The organism is Pseudomonas cichorii, assembly GCF_015471405.1.
Classification (GTDB): Bacteria; Pseudomonadota; Gammaproteobacteria; order Pseudomonadales; family Pseudomonadaceae; genus Aquipseudomonas; species Aquipseudomonas serbiensis.
Map to the genome: position 1 here is coordinate 149,511 of NZ_BLVZ01000012.1, position 22,521 is coordinate 172,031.

Genomic DNA, 22,521 nt, shown 5'->3' on the forward strand with positions numbered 1-22,521 from the left:
TGAAAGCTGTGCTTTGTAAGTTGATGCGGTCATGGCAGCGGGATTTTTTGCAGCTCAACTTTATCGTGCAGGCGTCTGACATCAAGGTGGTTGAAGTGATAGAGCCGCGAAGTTTTTGTGGAACCCTCAAAGGGAAAAACCTCAGGTATCTTAAAAACGAGAAACCTGTAACGAGCACTTATTGTGCAGTGGGCTTCATTTTACTCGATCATTTTTCCCTTCCTTCTTTTACCAACGCTCTGGATGCGCTGGTCACTGCCAATTTATTGCGACCTGATCTGTTCACCACCTGCACCTTTACCTTGAGCGGGGAAGAGGTGATCAGTGACTTGGGAATCCGTATCCGTCCTGATCAGAATCTTTCCAGCTATCCCGTCACCGAGCTTGATCTTTTGGTGGTTTGTGGCGGCTTGCGCACGCCATTAAACGCTGATGCGGGTTTGCGCCTGTTACTCAAGAAAGCCTCAGAAAGGGGAGTGGCCCTGGCGGGGCTGTGGAATGCGGCATGGTTTCTCGGGCAGGCGGGCCTTCTGGATGCCTACAGGTGTGCGATTCACCCCGAGCATCGTCCCGCACTCGCAGAAGCTGCGCCTTACAGCCAGGTAACGAGTGAGAACTACATTGTCGATCGTGACCGTTACACCTGCGCCAGCCCAAACGGGGCGTTCTATCTGATGCTGGACTGGATTGGTCAATCTCAGGGAGCCACCCTGGTCGACGGTATTACAGATATCCTGGCGTTTGAGACAACCCGATATCGTCGCCTGAGTCCGGCGATTCACATCAAGATGGCAGCGCCGTTGAGAGAGGTGGTCAAGTTGATGGAGGCGAATCTTGAGGAACCGTTGGATCTGGAACAGATTTCGGGGTGGGTCAGCCTGTCAAGGCGTCAGATAGAGCGGTTGTTCAGGGCTCAGCTCGGCACCACTCCTTCGCGCTACTACCTTGAGCTGCGTGTGACGGAGGCGCGCCGTTTGCTCCAGTACTCCAGGCTTTCAATCGTTCAGGTTGCTGTGGCGTGTGGATTCATATCGCCTAGCCATTTCAGCAAGTGTTACACCTCCTACTTCGGTTATTCCCCCTCCCGAGAGCTGCGGATGGAGTTTTAAATACTGAAAGCACGCTCTGTGCCGAAGTTAGCTATCGGAGATCTTTTGAGCAAAGTTGATATCGAAATCCCACTGAAGTTTTTAACGAACCGAGCCTGAAAGTATTGCCTGCTGTCTGACAAGGTACTGCTTGAATCGGTCAGCGTAATCGCCTCCTACGGCCGAGATGACGCTTGGCCTGTTTGCCAGTGAAACCCGCCAGGCAGATACACGGGGAAGGTTATCGAAGATCGGCTGGGAGACAACCGGGCTCAGCAAGTCGAAATAACGAAACACAGGGGCAAACACTGCATCGACCATGCCGAACGCTGACCCTGCAAAATACGGCGTTTGATCAAGCTCGCTTTCAAGTCGTTGCAATTTATCTCGAAAGGCCGCTTTTTTGTTCTCAGCAATCGCGAGGTCCTTGGCGTTGAGGAACTGCCAGGCATCGGAGAGCATCGCCACGCCGAATTCTGCCCAGGCGCGCTGGCGCGCACGGGAGAGCGCATCGTTGGAGTAAAGACTGACACCCTCCTGCGTTTCGTTGAGATATTCGCAAATGGCCATGCTCTCGAAGAGTACCGCGTTCGTCCTGTCCGGCAGCGCCACCTTGAGTAACGGCACTTTTCCCGTCGGTGAAAGCGCCAGGAACCAGTCTGGTTTGGCTGCGAGGTCGACATCGATCCTCTCAAAGGGCACATTCTTTTCCAGCAGCACGATAGCCGCTCGCTGAACGAACGGGCACAACGGATGACTGATGAGCGTAAGTTGAGCGTGCGGCATGGTGGTCTCTCGACAGGGGCGGCGATGTGATGGAAGTAATGCTGCTGTGACTAGAGCAATTGCCCGCCAGAAATATCAAAAGTCGTCCCGTTAGCCCAGGCCATGTCATCGGACAGAATGGCGGCAACCGCACCGCCTATATCGTCCGGCAGACCGACACGGCCCAGTGCGATGCCTTGTGCTACGTAGGCGTTCACATCCTTGTTGTCGCGCACGGCACCACCGCCAAAATCGGTTGCGATGGCGCCCGGGGCAATTGCATTCACCCGAATCTGGCGTGAACCAAGTTCTATGGCCATGTAACGGGTCAGTACCTCGACGGCTGCTTTTACCGCCGCATAAATGCTGTATCCCGGCAAAGTGAAGCGCACGAAACCGGACGAAACGTTCAGGATACGACCGCCGTCTTCCATGATCGGTAGCAGCTTCTGCGTCAGAAAAACCGGGCCGCGAAGGTGCGTGGCGACCAGTGAGGCAAACTGGTCCTCGGTCGCGTCAACGAAGTTTGAAAAGAGGCCATTACCGGCATTGTTGACGAGGAAATCGAAGCGCTCGCGGCCGAATCCGGTCTTCAGCGTATCAGTCACCGCGTTTGAAAAAGCCTGATAGCTGGCGGTATCGGTGATATCGAGCGGCAGCATCGCGGCCTTGCCGCCCAGCGCTTCAATCTCTTGCTTCAGCGTCTCGGCTTCTGTTGCACTGCTGCGATAGGTACCGATGATATGAACGCCGCGTTTGGCGAGGTGAAGAGCCATGTTGCGGCCAAGGCCGCGGCTGGCGCCAGTGATGAGTGCGATCTGATTGGTCATGGACTGTCTCTACTAGGTTAGGCGCACCGCTTGGTGCTTTCTGACCTGCTCAAGATAGGCAATGACCTGTTTATAACCCACGCCCGATACGCTCAGTTTATTGCCTGATTGTCTCAATCATCTTGCGTGGTGGCGGGGCATTGGCATAATCGGCCCATGAATAACGATCTTGCACCGCATCTTGATATAGCCCTGCGCCATGCGCCACCGGGTTTGACGATTACACGGATTCCGCGTGTAGACCTCTGCGTCGGGCAAGGTACTACAGACAAGGCACCATGCCTGTATCGATCGATGATCTGCTTCATCCTGCAAGGCTCTAAGCGCGTTTCGATCAACGACAATCTTCTGAACTACGACAGTGAACAATATCTCATCAGCGCCCTGGACCTGCCTTTGAGCGGACAGATTCTTGATGCTGAGGGTGGGCAGCCTTACGTTGCGGTATCGCTCGTACTGGATCCGGCCATACTGGCGGAATTGGCGGCGACCATGCCTGCGGTTCGCGAGAGCGAACAAAAAGGGATTGGCATCACGATAAACCCGATGACCGCGCCGCTGCGCGACACGTTATTGCGCTTATTGTCGTTGCTCGACACGCCTGCCGATATCCCGGTCCTCGGCCCCATGGTCGAACGGGAATTGCTCTATCGTCTCCTGCAGGGGCCACAAGGGCGGCTGCTGCGTCAGATTGCCCAGCCCAATGGCGCACTGGGCAGCATCCGGCGTGCCGTTGCCTGGATCAGGGACAATTACAATACCCGGCTTCGCATCGAAGCCTTGTGTGATGCAAGCGGCATGAGCCGGGCGAGCCTGCATCGTCATTTTCTGTCAATGACAGGTTTCAGCCCGATCCAGTATCAGAAACAGCTCAGATTGCAGGAGGCTCGCCAGCTTTTGCTTGCCGGTGAGCATCGCGCCTCTGACGTGGCGTTCGTTGTCGGCTATGAAAGCGCATCACAGTTCAGCCGCGAATATCTCCGACAATTCGGCGCATCGCCTGCACGCGACGTGCGGGAGATACGGCAGGCTATTGCCACTTCAACAAGGGCGTAAACAGCAGACTTGTCTATGGATTGCAGGCGTTAGCGTTCAGGGGAGGGTGGCTCCCTAAAGACATTATTGGCAGCATTCAATCTGTTGCATTGATAGCGGTGACATAAGTTTCGGCTACTCCGCCCAATGCAGCAGTCGCTTGCGCTGCTTTTCTCAAGACAGTGGAGCGTACGCGCTTGATTTGCTCGGCGTTAAATCGATCTGCCGGCCCAGATAAAGTCAATGCGCCGGCAAGTATGTTTCCAGCGCCAAACACCGGAACAGAAATAGCAGCCGTGTCTGGGTCCCGCTCTCCGAATGAGGCTGCCCAGCACTGCTCGCGGACTGCTTGAAGAGATGGGTCTTTAGCTGCGCCAAATGCTCGGAGGACCTTGCCTGAAGCACCCGCATTGATGGGGAATCGATCCCCTTCATGAATGGAAACACGTACCGACCGTTTCGGTTCAACACGGAGTAAGACGACCCGGCTCGCTCCTTGCGCAACATAAAATGATGAGGTTTCCGCGCATTCCTGAGACAGCGCTTCGAGGATGGGCAGTAGCGCATCACGCAGATTGAAAGAGCCCTGATAAAGCTGGGCGAGACGAAGAGGTTCGTGCCCGATAGCAAATTGACCATCCGCCAACCTGCGTACGAAGCCTCCCCGCTCGAGGGACGTCATCAGGCGCAAGATCGTGCTTTTATACAGACCTGTGCGCCGTGATATTTCTGCCAAGGGCAGGCTGGGGCGATCGGAGTCGAAAGCTGCAAGAATCGCGAAGGCACGATCTACAGCGGCGACACCGCCTGCTGTTGCTTCAGTACTGTCGTCACTTTCTGGGGTGCTGTTGGTAGGCATAGCGTCACTTTTGTTGCTTGAAAAAGGCCTGCCATGAGACAGGTCAACCAGAGTTGCTGTAATCGCAACATAGAGAATCCAGCCTCTGGGCGCAACAGAACACTGTTCTGATCAGGCTTCTCGCATGAACAGCTTGAGCACCAGCGCCATCACGGCAGCGAACAACAGAATGCATCCCATCACCATCAGTCCTGCCGTGAAAGATTGCGTAGTTTCTTTCAGGTAACCCATCAGGTATGGCCCAACAAAACCGCCGAACGCTCCAATCGAGTTGATGAGAGCAATACCACCTGCTGCCGCCTGACCACTCAGGAATTTGGCGGGCAATGTGTAGAAAATGGTTTTGGCCGAAATAGTGCCTACCAGCGCCAGCGTGATACCGATCAGCGCAGGAATCAAAGCGCTCATCTGAAGAGCGAACAGCAGGGCCAGCCCTGCCAGAACCAACGCAATCACAAGGTTCAGAATGCCTTTACCGGTACGGTCTACATGCCTGGCCCAGAACAGCAATCCTATGGTTGAGAAGAAGTAGGGGATGGCTGCAATCCAGCCAATCATGCTCAACTCGACGCCTTGCGCCTTGAGCATTTGTGGCAGCCAGATACCGATCCCGTACGTACCAATCGTGAAGCTGAAAGTGATCGAGCTGAGAATCCATACACGAGGATCCTTGAGCGCACCCTTGAAGGCATGACTCTTCTGAGTCTTGCCCGATTCTGCTGCCAAGAGTGTATCCAGTGCATTACGCTCCTCAGTACTCAGCCACTTGGCTTCGCTTGGCCGGTTGGCGAGTACCTTTAGAGTGATCAGCCCTAGAACGCATGCTGGAAGCCCTTCGATGATGAACATCCACTGCCAGCCGGCCAATCCAAGGATACCGTGCATCTGCAGCAGCCATATAGACAGTGGACCGCCGACCAGAAACGAAATCGGTGTTGCTACGGTAAACCAGGCCAGCACTCGGGTACGGTACTGAAGCGGGAACCACAGTGTCAGGAAGAAGATGACGCCCGGAAAGAACCCTGCCTCAGCCACGCCGAGAATGAAACGAATGATGTAGAAGCTGTAAGGTCCGACGACAAGAGCGGTTGCAGCTGCTGCCAGCCCCCAGGTGATCATGATCCGTGCCATCCAGAGTCTGGCGCCATACCGGTACATGGCGAGATTGCTGGGTACTTCGCACAAGCAGTATCCGACGAACATGATGCCTGCACCCAGCCCGAACTGCGCGGCTGTCAGGCCAAGCTGATCCGTCATTTGCAACGCGGCATAGCCAACGCTCGTACGGTCGAGATAGTTGAAGAAGTAAGCCAGAGCCAGAAGTGGGATCAGCCGCCATGCAGCTTTGCGCAGAGCGCGTTGCTGCAGTTCGGAAAGCTCAAGTGGTTGCGTCAGGGGGGTAGCGTTTGCTGGAGTCGTGACGTTAGCCATGACGGGTTCCTCGATATTGTTCTTATGCAGGGCCAGACGGTGTCGTCAAAGTCGATGCAATGCCAACGCACCGTGGGCATTGCACATTCATTTGCGCCGGTTCTTGTGCTGATCTATCAGGTTTGAATCAAACCGGCGGATGCGAGGTCATCGATTGCAGTACTTTCGTACCCCAACTCGGCCAACAGCTCCCGCGAATGACTGCCGATTTCAGGCACTGACAGTCGTGCGCCAAAGCGCTGACCATCCATTTCAAATGGCAGCATCGGCACTTTTGTGATTTGCCCGTTGCTGAGCGTCAGCTCAGTCAGTCCACCCGACTCATTCAGGTGTTTATCATCGAAGAGATCTTCAGGGCGTTGGATGGGCGAGAAAGGTAGACCGGCCAGTTCGCACAGTGCCATGACGGACGCTTTATCCATTGCCTGGATACGCTCACGCACAATCGGCATGATTCGCTCACGTGCCTGCACACGCTGGTTGTTGAGGGCTAACGAGCCATCATTGGCAAAATCCGGAAAATCGAATGCTTTGCAGAATGCGGCCCATTGGCTGTCGCTCACGACCCCCAGGAATATTTGCTGACCTTCTTCAGCTGTCTCGAAAACGTCATAGATAGCCCAGGCAGAAATGCGGCTAGGCATTGGCGCAGCGGCCGCGCCGGTTACCACTTTTTGCATCATGTGCTGTGCGACCAGGAAAGCGGAGTTTTCGAACAAACCGGTCTGGACAAACTGCCCCTTGCCACTGTCTTTGCGCTGGAGGAGGGCGGCCAATACGGAGATAGCACTGAACATACCGCCCATGACGTCGTTGACTGAAGCTCCTGCGCGCAGTGGACGGCCAACCGGACCGGTCATGTATGCGAGCCCGGTCATCATCTGAACGACCTCGTCCAGCGCTGTCCGTTTTTCATAGGGGCCAGGCAGGAAGCCTTTCATCGAGCTGTAGATGATATCTGGCTTTATCGCTTTGACATCGTCGTAGCCAAGGCCCAGTTTCTCCATGGCACCTGGGCGGAAGTTCTCTGTCACCACATCTGCGGTGGCGATCAGTTTCTTGACCGCTGCCATTCCTTCTTTCGACTTGATGTCGACGGCAAAGCTTTTCTTGTTGCGGTTGTAGGTCAGCCAGTAGCCCGCGCCGGACCCCATCAGGCGCCGGGTGTTGTCACCTTCAGGAACCGGCTCTACCTTGATCACCTCTGCGCCAAGATCTGCAAGCAGCAGGCCACAGGTTGGCCCCATGACCATGTGAACGAACTCAACGACTCGGATGCCGGCAAGTGGCAGTGCTTTCTCCGGGGACTGGCTCATACTGCCTCCTTCGCATAGGTGAAGTTTTTTCCAACGCCGGCATCGGGGATAAAGCCATACAAGGCCTCACCTGGAAGGCCTTGGCGGAGCCACTCGCGTGCAGCGACCAGACGATCAATGTCGACGCCGGTCCGCAAACCCATGGATTCGAGCAGATAAACCAAGTCTTCGGTCACGATGTTGCCTGAGGCCCCTGGAGCGTATGGGCAGCCGCCAATACCGCCCTGCGACGCATCGAAGGTCGTCACGCCAGCCTCGAGCGCCGCTACAACATTGGCCAGGCCTTGACCTCGCGTATTGTGGAAATGTGCGCTTCCAGCCAGGGCTCCAAGCTCATTTTGCAACCGAGTGAAAATTCGACGAACCTGGGCCGGGTTGGCGTAGCCGACTGTGTCTGCAAGCCCGACTTCGTCGACGCCCAACTCAGCCATCTTTACGGCCATGGCGATGCTCTCGTCATCAGTAACCACGCCTTGAAGGGTGCAACCGAAAACGGTGGAAAGGCCTGCCTCGATTTGGACCCCTGGGAACTGTTCATTGCGCAACGCCACCACCGCCTTGACCTCTTCAAAGACCTGAGCGTGCGTTTTACGAACATTGGAAAGGGAATGAGGTTCGCTGACGGAGATCGGCAACGTGATTTTCTGAACCCCAGCATCGAATGCGGCCTGGGCGCCCTTGAGGTTCGGCACCAGCGCGGTGACGAAGAGGCCGGAAATCTTACGAGCGTGAACAACCAGTTCAGCGCAATCGGCCATCTGGGGAAGAAGTTTTGGCGGTACGAACGATCCCACTTCGATCTCACGCAATCCCGACTCGGCCAGTGCTGAGATCCAGCGAAGTTTCAACTCGGTAGGCATGGTCGCCTTGATGCTTTGCAGGCCATCGCGGGGGGCGACTTCACTGACCAATACATCGATATCTGAATCGTGGTGCATGGAGGTTCTCCTCATCGGCTGGAGAGCCTTTGGAACATTCACGCGGCAGGCTATTGGGTAGCGCTGATCCGTATTTTTATGATTGTTCTGTCAGGCAGAATTACGTTCTGTCAAATAGTATCTGCGCCAATTTCTCATGCTGTCAATGCCCGCTCGTTCTTCCAGAAACCCACGAGGAGGAAAAACTCCCGTGAATGAATACGGCTTGACATGTGCCGTTAGATTTTGAAAAAGTGTTCCACAGAAAGAAACAATGTTCTGTCAGGTAGAACGATAAATATAATAATCGCGTACTTGGGTGCTCACTCATCACATAAGATGGGTGCAGTGCTTGCACGCCTTGCGGAGATGCCCATGAGTCTGTATGCCCCTCCCCAGGACCTCCAAACCGAGGTTTTCAGTCGCATGCCCGAGAAATTCTGGCGCGATGGCGATTCGGATTGGGTAAGAGCCAACAAACCCGGCCAGGTCGTAAGTTCCTTCCTTGAAGGCCCGTCATTCGACAAGGCCGGAAATCTCTATGTGACGGACATTCCCTATGGGCGGATTTTCCGAATCTCTCCTGCTGGTGAATGGGAGTTGGTAGTCGAGTACGATGGCTGGCCAAACGGGCTAAAAATCCATGCCGATGGCCGTATCTTTGTCGCGGACTATAAGCGCGGCATCCTGAAGCTCGATCCTGTCACCAAGACCATTGAGCCTTTCCTCACCCATCGCCGTAGCGAGGGTTTCAAAGGGGTCAACGACCTGTTCTTCGATCAGGCGGGGTGCCTCTATTTCACTGACCAGGGTCAATCAGGCATGCACGATCCGTCCGGTCGGGTATTCCGATACGACCTGCAGGCGCAGCGGCTGGACTGCCTCATTGATAACGGCCCGAGTCCTAATGGCCTGGTGATGGATCTGAAAGAGCAAGCACTGCTCGTAGCCATGACCCGTGGAAATGCCGTGTGGCGACTACCTATTCAGAAAGACGGCTCTACCTCGAAGGTGGGTATTTTCACCGCCATGGCGGGAGGGGTCAGTGGCGCAGACGGTATGGCTCTGGACGATGAAGGCAATTTGTACGTCTGCGATGCCGGTAACGGCTGCGTCTGGGTATTCGATGCTCATGCCGTGCCGCTGTACCGGATTCGGGCATGCTCGACCGGCAAGACCGTTACCAACCTGGCTTTCGGAGGAGAAGGCAACCGCACGCTTTTCATCACCGAATCGGCTACTGGCCACATTCTGAAAGTGACCCTGCGTCACGCAGGGAAAAAACTCTTCTCTCACGCTTGAGCTGACATAGCCCGGCACGTCTATGCGCGATCGCGTAGGCGTGCGCTCGTCCAGAGGATGAGCACACGAAAGTCTTCACTATAAAACCGATAAAACGAGGGACTTCATGATCACGATCCTGAGCTACACCATGATCATCTGCTTCATGTACCTGATCATGTCAAAGCGGCTCTCTCCGCTGGTGGCATTGATACTGGTACCTGTTGCATTTGCCTGTGCCGCCGGTTTCGCTGGCGAACTGGGCTCTATGATGTTTGATGGCGTGAAGATGCTCGCTCCCACGGGCATCATGCTGACATTCGCCATCCTGTACTTCTGCATGATGACCGATGCAGGACTGTTCAATCCGCTCATCGAAACCGTGGTTAGAGTGGTCAAGGGTGATCCGCTGAAAATCGTGTTAGGCACAGCTGTTCTGGGTGTCTGCGTTGGCCTGGATGGCGATGGGGCAACCACTTACATCATTACGACAGCCGCTCTTTTGCCACTCTACCGCCGGACAGGGATCCGCCCACAAGTCATGGCGACTGTGCTGCTGCTTACGATCGGTGTGATGAACATACTGCCCTGGGCTGGCCCATTCTCCCGCGCCGCCAGCGCCATGCATGTCGACATCACGGAACTATTCATCGAGATGCTGCCTATCATGCTTGCGGGCCTGGCCTGGGTTCTGATGGCGGCTACCATCCTGGGGCGCCAAGAACGCAAAAGACTCGGGGTGGTACAAATTGATCTGGAGCATCTCATGGCCGAACTGGAGCAATCCAGGCTCACCGGCTGGCGATTCATCTTCAGCGTCGTGCTGACTGTCACGTTAATCACCCTGATGATGCTGAATATCATGCCTCTGCCGACGCTGTTCATGATCGCTTTCGTTTTGGGACTCGTCGTCAACTACCCTACGCTTAAAGCGCAGAAGGAGGTCATCGACAAATATGCAGGAAGCGTCCTTTCGGTAACCTTGCTGATCTTCGCCGCTGGCATATTTGTAGGGGTTATGTCGGGTACCGGGATGATCAAGGCCGTCTCTGCAAGCCTTGTACAGATAATTCCGGAGTCGACTGGCCATTTCATGTCGGTCTTCACCGCATTTATCAGCATGCCATTCACCTACATCCTCACCAATGACGCATTCTACTTCGGTATTCTGCCCATCCTGGCTGAGACCGCTGCGCACTATGGTATCGATGGGAAAGAAATGGCCATCGCCGGATTGATTGGGCAGCCTGTTCACCTGTTGAGCCCGTTGGTTGCATCAACCTACTTGCTATGCGGCCTGCTTGACATTGACTACGGAGATAACCAGCGTGCCTCGATTGGCTGGAGTATCGGTACCTGTCTGGTCATGTTCATTGCGGCGGTAGCTTTTGGTTCGATCACTGTTTTAGCCTGATCTGCGGGTAGATGGTGATTTCTGTCAGGATATCCAGGCGGTACAGGGTTCTTTCCGCATGACACCACGTCCGTGAGCCTCAGCCGCGAAACCTCAGGGTTGTCGACGGCGCCTGGCCGTAGCGCTTTTTATACTCCTGGGCGAACCGGCCCAAATGGGCAAAGCCCCACTTGAAAGCGATGTCGGTGACTGAAACATCCTGGCTTTGGTTGAGCAACTCCTCGTGGGCATGTTCCAGTCGCAGGTTGCGCAGATAAGCCATCGGCGTGGTGCCGCTGAAATCCCGAAACCCGGCAAACAAGGTGCGCACACTGACTCCGGCATGATCGGCCAGTTGCTCGATGCTCAACGGCTCGTGGGCATTGACGCGCATGTACTCTTCAGTACGTTTCACAAAGTACGGCAACGGTGCCTTGGGCTTGCTGGCGCTGTCGATCTGTTCCTTGAGATTGTTCGGTTGTCCGTAGATCAAGGCATTGATCAGCATCGACTCGAATTGCTTGAGCGCCAGCGCGTGGTGCAGCGGATGCTCATCGGCGGTGATGGCATCGACCAGCAGTGTGATCAGATGTAGAAAGTAGCTGCCGCCCGAGGTGTTCAGGTCGAGCATTGGCTGAAATTCCACAGGGCGGTCCAGCGAATGTCCCAGATGCTGCGCACAGTGATACTCGACTTCACTGCGCTCGATGCGCAGCGCCAGTTGCGGCGAGTCGGCATCCCAGCGCATCGACACCGGCAGGTTCGGCGAGATCAGCGATGCATGGCGGGCATCGGAGGTGAAGTCATGCCGACCGCAAATGATCTGTGCGCTGCCGCTGAGCGGCACCTGAATCAGAAAGAAGTCCTCCAGGCGACCAGGATCAATCTGCACCCGTGCACCGTATTCCAGGCGGTTCAATGACAGCCGGCCACGGCTGACATGGTGCATGCGCGCGCTGATCCGCTCGCCTTTATCCGTGCAGCGCAGCTCGTGGTTTTTAAACACGCTGCTGACGCCGTCACGAATGGCGTTCAAGTCGTCAAGCATGAACAACTGGTTACGGGCGGTGAACAGCGGCGACAGTTCAAAGCGACTGCCGCTACGCTCGGCATTGAGATTCTGATTCATAGTCACCTCACTTGCGTGCACGGTTTCAAGGCATTGCGCACCGCAGCGTTACCGAGGTTTTGCAGCATCTGGACAGGCGCTGCAGTTTCTGGATAAGCGGATGGCATGACTGTTTCTTTTTGCGCCCTCGACGGGGCTTATGCCGTGATACAGCAATAAATACGCCACATTGCCCTGCATTGGCCCGCTGCTGACTGCCAGCGTTTTTACGCATAGTTGATAAAAGCCACGGCCTGAATTTACTGCATGTCACGGACAGGCTTTGCACTCAGCGGATAGTCGTCGCCGTGTCGGATACTCAATATCGTCTCCAACGTTCCTGCGTTTTTGGAGAGTCGATATGAAAGGTCAGTATGTCAGCGTGCCAGCCGCCAACGGCGGCCAATTCCAGGCTTACCTGGCAACCTCCGTTGACGGGCGCGGCCCGGGTGTAGTGCTGTGCCAGGAAATCTTCGGCGTCAACCTGGCCATGCGCGAAGTGGCGGACTTGCTCGCCGAAGAGGGCTACAGCGTTCTGGTGCCTGATCTTTACTGGCGCCAGCAGCCGGGCGTCCAGTTGGGTTACACCGAAGCGGACTTCGGCCGTGCATATGAGCTTTATCAAGGCTTCGACGAGGCGTTGGGGGTCGAAGACATCCGCGCCAGCCTCAAGGCGTTGGCTGAGCTGCCGCAATGTGCGCCCGGCGCGTTGGGTGTGGTCGGCTACTGTCTGGGCGGCAAGCTGGCCTATCTGGCGGCCTGTCGTCTACCAGAGGTGGCCTGCGCCGTCGGCTATTACGGCGTAGGTATCGAGAACGCCCTGGCTGAAATCGAAGGGCTACAAGGGCGTCTGGTGCTGCACATGGCCGAGCGCGATCAGTTCTGTCCGGCCGAGGCGCGCACCGCAATCCAGCAGGCTTTGCTGAGCAAGCCGGGTGTCGAAATCTATGTCTATCCTGGCGTTGATCACGCCTTCGCCAGACCCCGCGGCGATCATTATCACAATCCATCGGCGCTGTTGGCGCATGACCGCACGATTGCAGCACTGCGTCGCGTGCTTGGCCCGGATTACAACCTTTCCGACTTGTGGGAAGAGCACATTCGGCATGAGTTCGAGACTCGCGATGTGCCAGCGACCATGGCGACCATGGTGGACGAGCCTTACGTCAATCACATCCCGACCATGACCGGTGGCGTGGGTGCCAAGCAACTGAGCCGTTTCTACCAGCATCATTTTGTACACGGCAATCCCAAGGACATGGCCCTGACGCCCTTGTCGCGAACCGTTGGTGCGTCGCAGATCGTCGACGAATTCATCATGACTTTCACCCACGACACTGAGATCGACTGGATGCTGCCCGGTGTTGCTCCGACCGGGCGTTACGTCGAGATCCCGATGCTCGGCGTCGTCAAATTCCGCGGCCCCAAGCTGTATCACGAACACATCTATTGGGATCAGGCTAGCGTGCTGGTGCAGATCGGCCTATTGGACCCTAAAGGCCTGCCGGTCGCAGGTGCTGTCACCGCACACAAATTGCTCGATGAATCGCTGCCTTCCAATACCTTGATGCCGAGCTGGGCGTCCAGCGCAGAGCTGTCTGCGGAGGGGCAATAACCATGACTCGGATAACAGACAAAGTCGCAGTGATCAGTGGTGGTGCGACGCTGATTGGCACCGCAGTGGCGCAGGCCTTGATTGATGCCGGGGTGCGTGTGGCGCTGTTTGATATTGATCATCAGGCAGGCATCAAGGCAGCCGCCGAACTGGGTGAAAACGCAGCTTTCTTCGCTGTGGATGTAACCGATGACGCGCTGCTGGCTGATGCTGTCGAAGCCGTTCGTGGGCGTTTTGGTGGCATTGATCTGCTGATCAACCTGGCCTGTACCTACAGCGATCAGGGCTTTGCTTCCAGTCGTCAGGACTGGTTGCAAGCGCTGGATGTGAACCTTGTGTCGGCGGTGGCCTTGACTCAGGCGGTGCATCAAGACCTCAGGGCGCGCAAGGGTGCGGTCGTCAACTTCACCTCGATTTCCAGCAAATGCGCGCAGACCGGGCGCTGGCTGTATCCGGTGTCCAAGGCAGCCATGTTGCAGTTGACTCGCTGCATGGCCATGGACCTGGCCGCCGACGGCATCCGGGTCAATTCGGTATCACCGGGCTGGACCTGGTCGCGTGTGATTGCCGAGGCCAGTGGCGGCAATCGCCAGAAAGCCGATGCGGTAGCCGCCGACTATCACTTGCTGGGCCGCCTGGGGGATCCGGCCGAAGTCGCCAACGTAGTGGCTTTTCTCTGTTCGCCTGCCGCGAGCTTTGTCACCGGAGCCGATTACGCAGTCGATGGAGGCTACTCGGTGATGGGCCCTGAGCAGAACCGGCCAGCGATTCCGCGCCTGGCCGAATAACTTATGGCACCTCTGAACACCCGTTCGGAAGGTGCCGAATGCTGCAGTTGTAACCGTCGATAACCAGGAGATGACAATGCGTAGAATCGCTATCGTTGGCGCCGGCCAGGCTGGCCTGCAACTCGCTCTGGGCCTGCTTGCCCAGGGCTATCATGTGACCCTGACCACCAATCGCACGGGTGAGGACATTCGCAATGGCAAAGTAATGTCCAGCCAATGCATGTTCAACGCCGCGCTGCAAAGCGAGCGTGATCTGGGCCTGAATTTCTGGGAAGACCAGTGCCCGGCTGTCGAGGGCATCGGCCTGACCGTGACTGACCCGCAAAGCCCCGGTGAAGCCTTGTTCGGCTGGAGCACGCGGCTGGATCGTTACGCTCAATCCGTTGACCAGCGCCTTAAAATGCCGGTGTGGCTTGAAGAAGTCGCCAAACGTGGCGGCGAAGTAGTGTTTCAGGATGTGGGCATCGCTGAACTGGAACAACTCTCCAGCAGCCACGACCTTGTGTTGCTGGCGGCAGGCAAGGGCGAAATCGTCAACCAGTTCGAGAAAGACCTCGAGCGCACTCAGTTCCAGCAGCCGCAACGTGCGCTGGCACTGACTTATGTCAAAGGCATGCAGCCGATGACACCGTTTTCCCGGGTCAGCTTCAACCTGATTCCAGGTGTTGGCGAATACTTCGTGTTTCCGTGCCTGACAACCACTGGCCCGTGCGAAATCATGGTCTTTGAAGGTGTGCCGGGTGGTCCGATGGACTGCTGGCAAGGCATTCAGTCGCCTGAGCAGCATCTGGAAAAAAGCCTGGAACTGATCAAGCGTTATGCTCCCTGGGAAGCCGAACGCTGTGGGTCGGTGCAACTGACTGACGACAAGGGTTTCCTGTCGGGTCGCTTCACGCCGATGGTGCGCAAGCCGGTGCTGACCTTGCCCTCCGGTAACAAAGTGTTTGGCATGGCCGATGCGCTGGTGGTCAATGATCCGATCACGGGGCAGGGCTCAAACAACGCGGCCAAGTGCAGCAAGGTGTATCTGGACGCGATTCTCGGCCGTGGCGCGCAAGCCTTCAGCCCGGACTGGATGCAGGACACTTTCGAGACCTACTGGAGCTATGCGCAACACGTGGTCAAGTGGACCAACAGCTTGCTCACTCCGCCACCGCAACACGTCCTGGAGTTGCTCGGCGCTGCCAGTCAATCCAGGCCACTGGCCTCGGCCATCGTCAATGGCTTCGATGACCCGCGCAACTTTGCGCCGTGGTGGTTCGATGCCCAATCGTGCCAGGCCTTCATCCAGGAAAAAAGCCGTCAGGCTGCCTGAATCGCCCACAGAGCGAGGAGTTGATCATGAATGCATTTACCAGCCAGTCCCTGCAGTACGAACTTACTGAAGCCGCGGGCAGCGACCCGCGTGAACTGCGTAACCTGCTCGGTCAGTTTGCTACCGGCGTCACTGTCATCACTACACGCACTGCAGATGGTCGCAATGTCGGGATGACTGCCAACTCGTTTTCGTCGGTGTCCCTCGATCCGCCACTGGTGTTGTGGAGTATTTCCCGAAACGCACCGAGCCTGCGTGACTACCAGACTTGTGAGCATTTTGCGATCAATGTGCTGGGTGCCGATCAGCATGATATTTCCGGACGTTTTGCACGTCCCGCACCCGACAAGTTTGCCGGTGTGGTTTTCACCTATGCCGACTGTGGCGTGCCATTGCTCGACGGGGTAATCGCCACACTGGTGTGCCGCAATGTCACGCAATACGAAGGCGGCGATCACCTGATCTTTATCGGGCAAATCGAGCACTATCGGCACGGTGCAGGCGAGCCATTGGTGTTTCATGGCGGCCAATACCGGATTGCTGCCGAACACCCCGGGCTCAATCGCTGAAACAGTGCGTTGGCTGTTAAAAATAATAGTTGCTGTGAAAGAAGTGTATTTCCATCTGCACGCTCTGCATTAAAAGCAATCAACGTTTACCCAGGTTCCAAGATGTAAGTTTTTTGCATTAAATGGATAAGTCGCGCAGTCAGTGGATCGCTGCGTGCTGCGCGAGTTGTCATGCTCCGACAGGCCGAACAATAAAAACAAACCAGCACAGGATTCAAGTTATCTGCCGAGTCTATCAGGGGGGTATTGGTTGTCGCAGAGTGTCTGTCATCACAGTATTCAATGTGCCTCGTGTACTGGATGTTGTGATGCAGGTCGTGCGGTTTATTGATACGCCGGCATTAGTCTTGATTCGAGGAGGGGAACATGATGAAAAGAACAACAACATGGTTGTCGATGTGGGCACTGGGCAGCGGCTTGTTAAGCGTGAGCACGGCGCAGGCTTACGACTTGCCGGTGGTGAATCTTGGCTTGACCAGCTTTCTTGACGGTGGCGTACCGGCGGGTTCCGGTTGGTACTTTCAAGAGTACTTCCAGAACTACAGCGCCAATCGTCTGCGCGATGAGAACGGCAAGGCACTGGGGCTGCCCAAACAGACCCTGGACTATCAGGTGGCCGTGACCCAGATTACTTATCTGTCGGATGTGCGTGTGGGCAATGCGAGCCTGGGCATGAATGCCTTGTTGCCCTTCGTGACGCGCATGGACGTGGATGATGGTCTGAATAACGCGGCACTCAAGGCGCAGAGCGGCTTGGGCGATCTGCTGTTGGGGCCGATGATTCAGTTCGACCCGATCATGGGCCCGGATGGGCCGCGCTTTGTACACCGTATCGAGTTGCAGGTGAATTTGCCGACCGGAGAATACGACAGCAAGCATGACATCAACCCCGGCAACAATGCCTGGTCGTTTGATCCGTACTGGGCCGCGACTTACTGGTTTACACCGAAGTGGACAGCCTCGCTGCGAGCACATTATCTGTACAACGGCAAAAATGACGATCCGGGTCCGGGGTTTGTCGGGGCTGACGATATTCAGGCCGGACAGGCATTGCATGCCAACTTCGCGACAGAATACGCCGTCACTCCGCAATTGCGTCTGGGTATGAACGGTTATTGGTTGAAGCAAATCACCGACACTAAAGCTGACGGTCATGATGTATCCGGGCGTCGTGAGAAAGTGTGGGCGATCGGGCCAGGTGCCATGTACAGTTTTTCCAAGGATGACCATGTTTTTGTGAACGCCTACTTTGAGCAGGATGTAGAAAACAGGCCGGATGGCAGTCGGATACAGATGCGTTATGTTCATCACTTTTAGAACCGGGTTAGTCTTTTAGCTCCTTGGCTTTAATAACTTTGGTCTTGAGCTTGCCCGCGAAGACAGTGTGAACATCATTCACGCTGTCTTTCGTGGGCAGGCTTTTTTTGTCAGGGGAATATGTATTATGTCTGCCACCTCTACACACTCTACTGTTGCGCCGCTGATATGCCGTACCGATCTTCGTGGCCTTATAACGTTTGGCAGCGATGCTTTTGTTTCCTTGAGCGGATATTCCGCGACAGAGTTATTGCGTCAGCCTTGCGTGCTGTTGAAACACCCGGACATGCCGGCGCAGATATTCGACAGCCTGTGGGCGACCCTGAAGCAAGGCAAACCCTGGATGGGGCTGTTGAAGAATCGCCGCAAGGACGGTTCGGCCTACTGGCTGAGTGCCTATGTCAAACCCATCTTTGGTAACGAGGGCATTCAGGCCTATGGCGCGGTGTACAGCACGCCGACGGATGTGCAGCGTCTGCGGGCGGAAAAACTCTACACCGGGCTGAAAGGCAGCTCTTCGTCGCTCGGTGCAGGACAACGGGTCGCCGCGCTGTTGAGTTGCACGCTGCCCGCATTGCCTGTGGGGCTGCTGGCCGGTGCCGGGGTCTGGCAACTGGATGGTTTCGCTGCGCAGGCCGGGTTGATCGTCGCCGCAGTGGCGGCGATGGGCGTTATACAGCAGTGGCGTCAGGCTCGGGCGTTCCAGCGTGTACTGACAGCTCATCACAAGTCCTTCGCGGATCCACTATTGGCCAGGGTCTTCAGCGGCGAATCAGGCACTGCCGGACTGCTGGATCTGGCGCTTCTGGCCGAACAGAGTCGATTGCAAAGTGCCTTGTCGCGGATCGGCAGTACCGGCAGCGTGGTAGAGCAGCGCATCAATGAGCTGGGGCAACTGATCCAGGCGGAAACCCATCGTCTGGAGCGCCAGCGCGACGAGACGGATCTGTCGGTGACGGCGCTGGCCGAGCTGGGCGCGACCATTCAGGAAGTTAGCGGCAATGTGCAGGAAACCAATCTGGCCACTCAGGAAGCCTTGCGCCTGGCCAGCCACGGTGAACAGCTGTCGGAGAAAAGTCTCGGCGCGATGCAGCAATTGAGTTCGTCTGTTGATCACATCGCGCTGGCGGTCGAGCAGTTGGCTCACTCGACGGAATCGATTGGCAATATCACCGAGATCATCAGCGCGATTGCCGGGCAGACCAACCTGCTGGCATTGAACGCGGCCATTGAAGCGGCACGGGCAGGCGAAGCGGGGCGCGGTTTCAGTGTGGTAGCTGATGAAGTGCGGCATCTGGCAACACGCACGCAAGAGGCAACCCGGCAGATCCAGCCATTACTGCTGCAATTGCGTACCGCCACCGAGCGTACAGTGCAGTTGACCGATGAAGGCCGAGAGTTCGCCCGCCACAGCACCCGTGAAGTCGAGTCGGTGCAAGGTAATCTCGCCGGGGTCAATGCTTCCCTGGGGCAGATATCCGGGATGAGTGAGCAAATCGCATCTGCCATGCAGCAACAGTCACAGGTCGTGGAAAGCCTTTCGCAGCAAGTGCTACAGGTTGCACAGCTATCGACACAAAGCGTCGACAAGGCAGTGGATGGGCAGCGCATCAGCAGCGATATCCAGGACCAGGCCGTTGCATTGAGGCATTTGGCGGAGCGCTTTGATCGCTGAGATGTTTGTTATTGAAAGGAGATAGCGGCTCAAACCGCTACCTCCTTGTTGATGTGCCAGAGATTGTTACTGGCGAGAATTACTTTCGATGAACTTTTCGTAATACATCTGGAAGTTATCGATCTGTTGTTCGGTGAACCAGGTGCGGACTGCTTCGACCATGGGCGGCGGGCCGCACAGGTAGATGTCGAAGGGCGCGCTCTGCAAGGCCTGGCGATCAAAGTGATCGGGAATCCAGCCGGTCTTGCCTTGCCATTCCGGAGACGGTCTGGACACCACCAACTGGTAATCAAAACCCTCGATGCGGTCCCGGTACTCGGCCAGACGCGGCAGCTCACACAAGTCGTTGTCCTGGGTGACGCCGTAGAACAGTTGAGTGGGCTGCTCACAACCGCCTTGTTCAGCGATCGTGTCCAGCATCCCGAGAAACGCCGACAAGCCGGTGCCGCCTGCAATCATCACCAGCGGGCGTGTGATCTGGCGCATGTAGAAGCTGCCCAGTGGCGCTTCAAGTTCGATGCCTTGCCCCGGTGCGCAGCGCTGGCGGATGAAGTTGCTCATGACCCCGTCAGGCAGCAGGCGAATCAGGAACTGCAATTGATTGGCCGGGTTGGGCCGGTTGGCGAACGAGTACGAGCGCCATTCATCCGTGCCCGGCACGTGCAGGCGTGCGTACTGGCCGGGCAGGAAGTCCAGCTGTCGCGGGTGCGATCCTGCATCAATGTGCAGAATCGCCGTGGTCGCCGATACCTGCTCGACCTGAGTCACCGTAGCCTGCAGCAATTGCGTGCCGCCGGCATTGCACATGCTTGAGTCGAAGTCGAAATAGAATGACGCATCCGACTGCACGCGGGTCTGGCAGGAGAGCATTTTGCGTTGGGCCAGATCGTGCTCGCTGAGCGCCTCGTCATCGACATAATCCTGAGTGTACTGGCCGGATTCGCAGCGCCCCTGGCAGGTCCCGCAGACGCCTTCGCGGCAGTCCAGCGGGATATTCACCCCGTTGCGCAGAGCGGCATCGAGCAACAGTTCATTGGGCTTGATCTCAAAAAACGAGGTCTTGCCGTCGGCGAAGCTGAAAGCAACTTTATGATTCATGACAGCCTGCTCCGCAGCTCAGAGGTGGTAGAAATCAAGCACTGAGTTGATGGTGTCGTTGAGCAACACAATATGTTTCCGGGTGATCTTCCAGCTGTCGGCGGTGGCTTTGAGGTGGTATGTCACGTGACCGTAAAACTGCTCGGACAACCCTTGTCGGGTGTACAGCGTGACCCAGGCCGCCTTGACCTGGAGCTGGCCGTCAGGCAACTCACTGATCCGCACATTGCTGATCTGGTGCAGCGTTCTAGGCATTGGCGTCGACGCTGCGGACTTGCCGGTGCGAAGGCGAAAGACCCGGTCTTCGAGCCCTGAACGATTAGAGTAATAGATCAGCGACATGCCACGTTTAGGGTCGGTGGTGTAGACATGCTCCGACTCCCATTGCGGCAGATGGAATTCACTCTGCTCATCAAACAGAGCGATGTAGGCATCCCAATCCTGCTGGTCACACAGCTCGGCCTTGCGATACAGAAACTGTTCTACAGCGTGTTGCAGTGCGCTCATGTCACACCTCCTTCAACTTCAGGGCTTTTTGTTCCAGGCCTTGCAAGAGGAAGCGCTGCCAGGATCCGTGTTGATTGATGTACAGGCCTTCATGGGTGAACTCGGTGCCGGTCAGCACCGGCTTGATACCCAGTGCCTCGCTGTTCGGCGTTGGGCCTTCGACCCATTTTCCGCTGCCGCGAGAGACTTCGTTCCAGCGTTCCAGACGTGCCTGGAAACCCCGCTGGGCTTCACGGAATTCCACCAGGTCATCGGGCGTGCCCATGCCGGACACGTTGAAGAAGTCTTCGAACTGGCGAATGCGGTTTTCCCGGTCAGCGTCGGATTCGCCTTTGACGCCGATGCACTGGCTGACGATTTCAGTCTTGTTCCAGGCCACCGGCCGCACGATGCGCAACTGTGAGCTGATCTGATCCATGAAGAACAGGCTGGGGTAGATATTCAGGTTGCGCAGCCGATGCATCATCCATTCGGCTTGCTGCTGGCCATACTCTTGCACCAGGCGCGGCATGACCGTGGCATAACCGGCGCGCACGGTCGGGTTGGGCATGTCGCTGAACAGCAGGCTGTGGCCGTTCTTGAACGAGAACCAGCCGTCGTCGGTTTCAGCATCGCCTGCGCCCAGCTTGCTGTAGTCCAGTGTGCTGGAGCCGCCGCCATTGGCTGCGTTGACTTGCTGACGATGCTGTACGGTGGACACGTAGTTGTAATGCACGGTACTGACGTGATAACCGTCCAGCCCATTTTCGTGTTGCAGTTTCCAGTTGCCGTCGTAGCTGTAAGTCGATTTGCCCGGCAGGATTTCCAGTTCACCGGTAGGGGACTGCGCGACCATCATGTCGAAGAAGATTTTTGCGTCGCCCAAATAGTCTTCCAGGCTGTTGCTGGCATTCACGTCAAGGCTGATGAAGACAAAACCTTTGTAGCTCTCGATCCGGGCTTTTTTAAGGCCACGGGTGGCTTTGTCAAAATCTTCCGGGTATTCCCCCGGTGCCTTGACCTTGACCAGGCGCCCGTCGCTTTTGTAGCACCAGGCGTGGAACGGACAGGTGAATGTCGACTGATTGCCCTTGCTGACCCGCGTCAGGGTTGCACCCCGGTGCTGACAGGCATTGATCAGTGCATGCAACTGATTGTTCGTGTCGCGGGTAATGATCATCGGCTGACGACCTGCACGCAGGGTCAGGAAATCATTTGGCTTGGCGATTTCACTTTCGTGGCAGGCGTAGATCCAGTTCTTCTCGAAGATCAGTTCCATCTCCAGGTCGAACAGTTCCGGCTCGGTAAACATGTCTCGTGCCACACGATAAATGCCTTCTGCCGGCCGAAAATCCAGACACCCCTGAATATAGTCCTGCCACTGCGCAATGCTCTTTGTGCTGTTCATCAGGTAGACCCTTTTCTAGTGTTAGGCTCATACCGATTGAAAGCATTTCCGGCACATTCATCTATCCGGATTCGTGGTGATATCTGTCCACTTTTTTACAGGCCCGAGCGCGTTCTGCCGGCCGATTTCTTTTATGCGTTTTTCTGCTCATTTCTGCACGATGCGGATAGTTGCCGGGTGCCGCGCTCATTAGGCTGAAAGCTAATCGGCAAGTCGTGTGGTGTTGT

Annotated in this window: 20 protein-coding genes and 1 pseudogene; 11 read left to right on the forward strand and 10 right to left on the reverse strand. The window is 56.3% G+C overall.

What is annotated here, in order from left to right; all coding sequences use genetic code 11:
* The first annotated feature begins 95 nt into the window (after nt 1-95).
* On the forward strand, nt 96-1,109 hold the full coding sequence (locus JL015_RS19670; protein WP_236250242.1) for a GlxA family transcriptional regulator: 1,014 nt from the start codon (nt 96-98) through the stop codon (nt 1,107-1,109).
* Between the two features lie 81 nt (nt 1,110-1,190).
* Here the strand turns inward: JL015_RS19670 and JL015_RS19675 are convergent, their stop codons facing one another.
* Both JL015_RS19675 and JL015_RS19680 read right to left on the reverse strand, forming a co-directional pair.
* Entirely contained in the window at nt 1,191-1,874 is a 684-nt protein-coding gene (locus JL015_RS19675) for a glutathione S-transferase family protein (protein ID WP_201019616.1), read from the reverse strand.
* 50 nt (nt 1,875-1,924) lie between these two features.
* Nucleotides 1,925-2,683 (reverse strand): SDR family NAD(P)-dependent oxidoreductase, encoded by a 759-nt coding sequence (locus tag JL015_RS19680; protein WP_201019617.1) that lies wholly within the window; start codon nt 2,681-2,683, stop codon nt 1,925-1,927.
* A gap of 156 nt (nt 2,684-2,839) precedes the next feature.
* Between JL015_RS19680 and JL015_RS19685 the strand changes: the two genes are divergently transcribed.
* Nucleotides 2,840-3,739 carry an AraC family transcriptional regulator gene (locus JL015_RS19685; RefSeq protein ID WP_201019618.1) on the forward strand — a complete coding sequence of 300 codons (900 nt, stop codon included), beginning with the start codon at nt 2,840-2,842 and terminating at the stop codon, nt 3,737-3,739.
* Nucleotides 3,740-3,815: 76 nt separating this feature from the next.
* On the opposite strand, the gene JL015_RS19690 is transcribed toward JL015_RS19685, so the two are convergent.
* From JL015_RS19690 to JL015_RS19705, 4 genes are all read right to left on the reverse strand, one after another.
* The gene (locus tag JL015_RS19690) at nt 3,816-4,577 is read right to left on the reverse strand and encodes an IclR family transcriptional regulator (RefSeq protein ID WP_201019619.1); all 762 of its coding nucleotides are present in this window, start codon (nt 4,575-4,577) and stop codon (nt 3,816-3,818) included.
* A gap of 111 nt (nt 4,578-4,688) precedes the next feature.
* On the reverse strand, nt 4,689-6,008 hold the full coding sequence (locus tag JL015_RS19695; RefSeq protein ID WP_201019620.1) for an MFS transporter: 1,320 nt from the start codon (nt 6,006-6,008) through the stop codon (nt 4,689-4,691).
* Between the two features lie 116 nt (nt 6,009-6,124).
* Nucleotides 6,125-7,324, reverse strand: coding sequence for a CaiB/BaiF CoA transferase family protein (locus tag JL015_RS19700; protein ID WP_201019621.1), 1,200 nt, complete (start codon nt 7,322-7,324; stop codon nt 6,125-6,127).
* Nucleotides 7,321-8,262, reverse strand: coding sequence for a hydroxymethylglutaryl-CoA lyase (locus JL015_RS19705; RefSeq protein WP_201019622.1), 942 nt, complete (start codon nt 8,260-8,262; stop codon nt 7,321-7,323). The genes JL015_RS19700 and JL015_RS19705 overlap by 4 nt, the downstream gene beginning before the upstream one ends.
* A 354-nt stretch (nt 8,263-8,616) precedes the next feature.
* On the opposite strand from JL015_RS19705, the gene JL015_RS19710 reads away from it, so the two are divergent.
* The gene (locus JL015_RS19710; RefSeq protein ID WP_201019623.1) at nt 8,617-9,543 is read left to right on the forward strand and encodes an SMP-30/gluconolactonase/LRE family protein; all 927 of its coding nucleotides are present in this window, start codon (nt 8,617-8,619) and stop codon (nt 9,541-9,543) included.
* 106 nt (nt 9,544-9,649) lie between these two features.
* Nucleotides 9,650-10,936 carry a CitMHS family transporter gene (locus JL015_RS19715; protein ID WP_201019624.1) on the forward strand — a complete coding sequence of 429 codons (1,287 nt, stop codon included), beginning with the start codon at nt 9,650-9,652 and terminating at the stop codon, nt 10,934-10,936.
* Nucleotides 10,937-11,015: 79 nt separating this feature from the next.
* Here the strand turns inward: JL015_RS19715 and JL015_RS19720 are convergent, their stop codons facing one another.
* Nucleotides 11,016-12,044 carry an AraC family transcriptional regulator gene (locus JL015_RS19720; RefSeq protein ID WP_201019625.1) on the reverse strand — a complete coding sequence of 343 codons (1,029 nt, stop codon included), beginning with the start codon at nt 12,042-12,044 and terminating at the stop codon, nt 11,016-11,018.
* 340 nt (nt 12,045-12,384) lie between these two features.
* Here JL015_RS19720 and JL015_RS19725 point away from each other — a divergent pair, with 340 nt between their 5' ends.
* From JL015_RS19725 to JL015_RS19750, 7 genes and pseudogenes are all read left to right on the forward strand, one after another.
* Complete coding sequence (locus JL015_RS19725; RefSeq protein WP_201019626.1) at nt 12,385-13,638, forward strand: dienelactone hydrolase family protein; 1,254 nt, start codon at nt 12,385-12,387, stop codon at nt 13,636-13,638.
* A gap of 2 nt (nt 13,639-13,640) precedes the next feature.
* Entirely contained in the window at nt 13,641-14,426 is a 786-nt protein-coding gene (locus JL015_RS19730) for an SDR family oxidoreductase (protein WP_201019627.1), read from the forward strand.
* Between the two features lie 76 nt (nt 14,427-14,502).
* Complete coding sequence (locus JL015_RS19735; RefSeq protein WP_201002186.1) at nt 14,503-15,741, forward strand: styrene monooxygenase/indole monooxygenase family protein; 1,239 nt, start codon at nt 14,503-14,505, stop codon at nt 15,739-15,741.
* 26 nt (nt 15,742-15,767) lie between these two features.
* Nucleotides 15,768-16,310 carry a flavin reductase family protein gene (locus JL015_RS19740; protein WP_201019628.1) on the forward strand — a complete coding sequence of 181 codons (543 nt, stop codon included), beginning with the start codon at nt 15,768-15,770 and terminating at the stop codon, nt 16,308-16,310.
* 396 nt (nt 16,311-16,706) lie between these two features.
* Nucleotides 16,707-17,627: a SphA family protein gene (locus JL015_RS19745; protein ID WP_201019658.1), complete on the forward strand. Its 921-nt coding sequence runs from the start codon at nt 16,707-16,709 to the stop codon at nt 17,625-17,627.
* Nucleotides 17,628-17,754: 127 nt separating this feature from the next.
* Nucleotides 17,755-18,048, forward strand: a pseudogene (locus tag JL015_RS28290) (PAS domain-containing protein); the annotation flags it as partial.
* 159 nt (nt 18,049-18,207) lie between these two features.
* Nucleotides 18,208-19,302: a methyl-accepting chemotaxis protein gene (locus JL015_RS19750; RefSeq protein WP_445177109.1), complete on the forward strand. Its 1,095-nt coding sequence runs from the start codon at nt 18,208-18,210 to the stop codon at nt 19,300-19,302.
* Nucleotides 19,303-19,368: 66 nt separating this feature from the next.
* Here the strand turns inward: JL015_RS19750 and antC are convergent, their stop codons facing one another.
* From antC to antA, 3 genes are read right to left on the reverse strand one after another with little or no spacing between them, the layout of a single operon-like run.
* On the reverse strand, nt 19,369-20,400 hold the full coding sequence (antC, locus tag JL015_RS19755; RefSeq protein WP_201019630.1) for an anthranilate 1,2-dioxygenase electron transfer component AntC: 1,032 nt from the start codon (nt 20,398-20,400) through the stop codon (nt 19,369-19,371).
* Nucleotides 20,401-20,418: 18 nt separating this feature from the next.
* A complete protein-coding gene (gene antB / locus JL015_RS19760; protein WP_201002193.1) occupies nt 20,419-20,907 on the reverse strand; it encodes an anthranilate 1,2-dioxygenase small subunit in 489 nt (162 codons plus the stop codon).
* Between the two features lies 1 nt (nt 20,908).
* Entirely contained in the window at nt 20,909-22,294 is a 1,386-nt protein-coding gene (gene antA, locus JL015_RS19765) for an anthranilate 1,2-dioxygenase large subunit (RefSeq protein WP_201019631.1), read from the reverse strand.
* Between the last annotated feature and the right edge of the window lie 227 nt (nt 22,295-22,521).

Coding starts and splice junctions, on each gene's coding strand:
- JL015_RS19675 (WP_201019616.1), bottom strand. CDS start 1,874: ATGCCGCACGCTCAACTTACGCTCATCAGTCATCCGTTGTGCCCGTTC.
- JL015_RS19680 (WP_201019617.1), bottom strand. CDS start 2,683: ATGACCAATCAGATCGCACTCATCACTGGCGCCAGCCGCGGCCTTGGC.
- JL015_RS19685 (WP_201019618.1), top strand. CDS start 2,840: ATGAATAACGATCTTGCACCGCATCTTGATATAGCCCTGCGCCATGCG.
- JL015_RS19690 (WP_201019619.1), bottom strand. CDS start 4,577: ATGCCTACCAACAGCACCCCAGAAAGTGACGACAGTACTGAAGCAACA.
- JL015_RS19695 (WP_201019620.1), bottom strand. CDS start 6,008: ATGGCTAACGTCACGACTCCAGCAAACGCTACCCCCCTGACGCAACCA.
- JL015_RS19700 (WP_201019621.1), bottom strand. CDS start 7,324: ATGAGCCAGTCCCCGGAGAAAGCACTGCCACTTGCCGGCATCCGAGTC.
- JL015_RS19705 (WP_201019622.1), bottom strand. CDS start 8,262: ATGCACCACGATTCAGATATCGATGTATTGGTCAGTGAAGTCGCCCCC.
- JL015_RS19710 (WP_201019623.1), top strand. CDS start 8,617: ATGAGTCTGTATGCCCCTCCCCAGGACCTCCAAACCGAGGTTTTCAGT.
- JL015_RS19715 (WP_201019624.1), top strand. CDS start 9,650: ATGATCACGATCCTGAGCTACACCATGATCATCTGCTTCATGTACCTG.
- JL015_RS19720 (WP_201019625.1), bottom strand. CDS start 12,044: ATGAATCAGAATCTCAATGCCGAGCGTAGCGGCAGTCGCTTTGAACTG.
- JL015_RS19725 (WP_201019626.1), top strand. CDS start 12,385: ATGAAAGGTCAGTATGTCAGCGTGCCAGCCGCCAACGGCGGCCAATTC.
- JL015_RS19730 (WP_201019627.1), top strand. CDS start 13,641: ATGACTCGGATAACAGACAAAGTCGCAGTGATCAGTGGTGGTGCGACG.
- JL015_RS19735 (WP_201002186.1), top strand. CDS start 14,503: ATGCGTAGAATCGCTATCGTTGGCGCCGGCCAGGCTGGCCTGCAACTC.
- JL015_RS19740 (WP_201019628.1), top strand. CDS start 15,768: ATGAATGCATTTACCAGCCAGTCCCTGCAGTACGAACTTACTGAAGCC.
- JL015_RS19745 (WP_201019658.1), top strand. CDS start 16,707: ATGTGGGCACTGGGCAGCGGCTTGTTAAGCGTGAGCACGGCGCAGGCT.
- antC (WP_201019630.1), bottom strand. CDS start 20,400: ATGAATCATAAAGTTGCTTTCAGCTTCGCCGACGGCAAGACCTCGTTT.
- antB (WP_201002193.1), bottom strand. CDS start 20,907: ATGAGCGCACTGCAACACGCTGTAGAACAGTTTCTGTATCGCAAGGCC.
- antA (WP_201019631.1), bottom strand. CDS start 22,294: ATGAACAGCACAAAGAGCATTGCGCAGTGGCAGGACTATATTCAGGGG.